Source organism: Frankia sp. CoWAU3 (assembly GCF_977971855.1).
Map to the genome: position 1 here is coordinate 11,087 of NZ_CDWWXB010000076.1, position 3,325 is coordinate 14,411.

The following is a 3,325-nucleotide window of genomic DNA, read 5'->3' on the forward strand; positions in this document are numbered from 1 at the left end:
ACCGGACGGGCGACACCGGTCGAGGTCTCGTTGTGCGGAGTGGCGTAGACGTCGATGCCCGCCTCCGGCGCCCAGTCCGGATGCGTACCGGGCGGCGAGGAGATCACCGACGGCGCGGCCAGGAACGGCGCGCCCTTCGTCGTGTCGGCGAACTTGCCCCCGAACTCGCCGAAGACGAGGTGCTGGGAGCGGGTCCGGACGAGGTTGAAGGCTGCCGCGTCCCAGAAGGCGGTGGCGCCGCCGATCCCGAGCACGACCTCGTAGCCCTCGGGCAGGGAGAACAGCTCGGACAGGCCTGCCCGCACCCGGCCGACCAGGCTCTTGACCGGCTTCTGCCGGTGCGAGGTGCCGAGGTAGGTCGCCCCGCTCGCGGCGAGGGCCTCGACCGCCTCGGGACGGATCTTCGACGGGCCACAGCCGAACCGGCCGTCCCGGGGACGCAGCCGGTCGGGCAGCACGATCGCGGGAGCGTCAGCCACGGCTGACCCCCGGCAGAACGTCACCGAGCGGGCGCGGAGTGGGGCCCACGTACCGCGCGGACGGGCGGATCAGCCGCCCGGTGCGTTGTTGTTCCAGGATGTGGGCACTCCAGCCGGCGGTGCGGGCACAGGTGAACATGGACGTGAACATATGGGCCGGCACCTCGGCGAAGTCCAGCACCACCGCCGACCAGAACTCGACGTTGGTCCGCAGCGGGCGATCCGGGAACCGATTGGTCAGCTCCTCGATCGCGGCGGCCTCCAGGGCCTCCGCCACCTCGTAGCGGGTCGAGCCCAGGTCACGAGCGGTCCGGCGCAGCACCCGGGCCCGCGGGTCCTCGGCGCGGTACACCCGGTGCCCGAAGCCCATCAGGCGCTCCTTGCGGTCCAGGGCGCGGCGGACGTAGCCGAGGGGGTCGCCGGTGCGCTCGACCTCGTCGAGCATCGCGAGCACCCGGGACGGAGCACCGCCATGCAGCGGACCGGACAGCGCACCGACAGCGGCCGACAGCGCCGCCGAGGCGTCCGCGCCGGTCGAGGCGACCACCCGGGCGGTGAACGTCGAGGCGTTCATGCCGTGCTCGGCGGCCGAGACCCAGTAGGCGTCCACGGCCTGGACGTGCCTGGGATCCGGCTCACCACGCCAACGGATCATGAACCGCTCGGTTATCGTCCGGGCCCGGTCAACCTCCTTCTGCGGCACCGCCGGCTGACCAAGGCCCCGCGCGGACTGGGCGACGAACGACAACGCCACGACCGATGCCCGGGCAAGATCGTCCCGCGCCTGCTCCGGGGTGATGTCGATCAGCTGGCCCAGGCCCCAGTAGGGCGCGAGCATCGCGAGCGCGCTCTGCACGTCCACCCGGATGTCACCGGAGTGCACCGGGACCGGAAAGGGCTCGGCCGGCGGCAGTCCGGGCTCGAACGCCCCGTCGACCAGCAGCCCCCAGACGTGGCCGTAGTCGACCTTGCCAACAAGGTCTTCGATGTCGACGCCGCGGTAACGCAGCGCGCTACCTTCCCGGTCCGGCTCGGCGATCTCCGTCTCGAAGGCGATCACACCTTCCAGACCGGGCTTGAAATCGCTTGTTTTCTCGGCCATCGAGTCCGGATCTCCGCTTCTGTCTCTTGGTCCCACCGGTTCTGTCTCTATGGTCCCGCCGGCGGCCCGTCCGCGTCCTGCTTCGTCGGTGCTGCTCCGTCCGATCCTGCCGTGAGGCCTCCCAGCGCGCCAGGGCGCAGGTGCCCCGCGATGCTCCATCCAACCCTTATCTGGGGCCGACAGCGCACAGACCGACGCACCGGGCAACGCGAAACCCATAAAATATGACGTAAGTCACAGCATCTTTATCTATTATATTACTATTTATACGAATATGCCGAAAGTCGTGAACGGAAAGTTTGGTCAACTGAGATCATTCCGCGCTACGGTCGGGCCTCGTGCCTGGAACGCCTGACCGGCGGCAGTCACGCAGCGCGAACACGGCGGGAGGATCATGGCGTTCGTCTTCATCAGTCATCGCGCGGCGGACATCGCACCCGCCGAACGGTTGGGCCGGGCGATCAGCGCGGCGGGGCACGCGGTGCACCTGGACCGTTGGGAGATACGCATCGGCGACACCGTGTCCATGTTCATGAATGAGACGCTCGCCGTCGCCGACTTTCTCGTGCTCGGATACTCAACGTTGGGAATCCACGCGCCGTGGATCGTCCAGGAATGGCTGCCCGCGCTGGCCGATGATCTCGCAGCTCGCGGTATCACCCTGGTACCAGCATTGTTGTCGGGGTCGTCGGGCGGCGACGCGCCATATCGGCTGGCCGGCCGACGGTGCACCGACCTCACGGTTCGCTGGGACCTCGGCGTCCGCGAGATCCTGGCTGAGCTCTCCTGACCGGGACGACGGACCCTGGCCCGGCGGGATCACTCTCGGGGCCGTCCCACTGGGGTGCGCGGCCTGCCTGGCAGGATTGGGGCGTGGCCCCAGCCTCCGCTGCCGACGAGCCGCCGGTGGGCGGTCCGGACCCGGACGTCCCCGATCTGGACGTCCCCGATCCCGCCCTGCTCCGCCAGGGCTACCGCGCCGGTCGTCTGGAGCCGGAGCATCTCGCGCCGACCTGGGTCGAACAGTTCGCCGCCTGGTTCATCGACGCGGCCACCCCCGGGGTAGGCGTTCCGGAGGCCAACGCCGCCGTGTTCGCGACGGCATCCGCCGCCGGGCGGCCCAGTGCCAGGACCGTGCTGCTCAAGGGGTTCGACCAGCGGGGCTTCGTGATCTACACGAACTACACCTCGCGCAAGGGCCGTGAGGCCACCGAGAACCCCTTCGGCTCGCTGGTCTTCCCCTGGTACGCCCTCGAGCGCCAAGTCGTCGTCATCGGATCGATCGAGCGCGTGAGCCGGGCCGAGACGGAACGCTACTTCCAGTCGCGTCCGCATGGTTCGCAGCTCGGCGCCTGGGCCAGCCACCAGTCGACGGTCATCGAGTCCCGTACGGTGCTCGACGACCGCGCCGCCGAGCTCGCGGCCCGTTGGCCCGAGGGCACCCGGGTGCCGACACCGGAGTTCTGGGGTGGGCTACGCATCGTGCCGGACACCGTGGAGTTCTGGCAGGGCCGCGCGGACCGGCTGCACGACCGGCTGCGGTACCGGCGGGTGTCGGTACCGGCCGACGGCGGCGGCACGGACTCCCTCGCCGTCGCCGACCCGGACGCCACCGGTGTCCGGGGCTGCGATGCGGGCGGCGGCGTCCCGACCGCGGCCGGAGATCTCTGGGCCGTCGAACGCCTCGCCCCTTGAAGTCTCGCCGATCTTGGGAGAACTTTGGCTGAGCTTGTCGTTTAACCTT

Annotated in this window: 4 protein-coding genes; 2 read left to right on the plus strand and 2 right to left on the minus strand. The window is 69.9% G+C overall.

All coding sequences use genetic code 11. From position 1 onward, the window contains the following. Together AC08ON_RS09275 and AC08ON_RS09280 are read right to left on the minus strand one after the other, a co-directional pair. Window positions 1-479 (minus strand): PLP-dependent aminotransferase family protein (locus AC08ON_RS09275; RefSeq protein WP_476616790.1); only part of this gene is annotated, 479 nt, incomplete at its 3' end. Next, window positions 472-1,581, minus strand: coding sequence for a citrate synthase 2 (locus AC08ON_RS09280; RefSeq protein WP_476607502.1), 1,110 nt, complete (start codon window positions 1,579-1,581; stop codon window positions 472-474). The genes AC08ON_RS09280 and AC08ON_RS09275, both read right to left, overlap by 8 nt. 394 nt (window positions 1,582-1,975) lie before the next feature. Between AC08ON_RS09280 and AC08ON_RS09285 the strand changes: the two genes are divergently transcribed. Together AC08ON_RS09285 and pdxH are read left to right on the plus strand one after the other, a co-directional pair. Further along, entirely contained in the window at window positions 1,976-2,371 is a 396-nt protein-coding gene (locus tag AC08ON_RS09285; protein ID WP_476607503.1) for a toll/interleukin-1 receptor domain-containing protein, read from the plus strand. An 83-nt stretch (window positions 2,372-2,454) separates the two neighbouring features. After that, a complete protein-coding gene (gene pdxH, locus AC08ON_RS09290; RefSeq protein WP_476607504.1) occupies window positions 2,455-3,276 on the plus strand; it encodes a pyridoxamine 5'-phosphate oxidase in 822 nt (273 codons plus the stop codon). Window positions 3,277-3,325 lie beyond the last annotated feature (49 nt).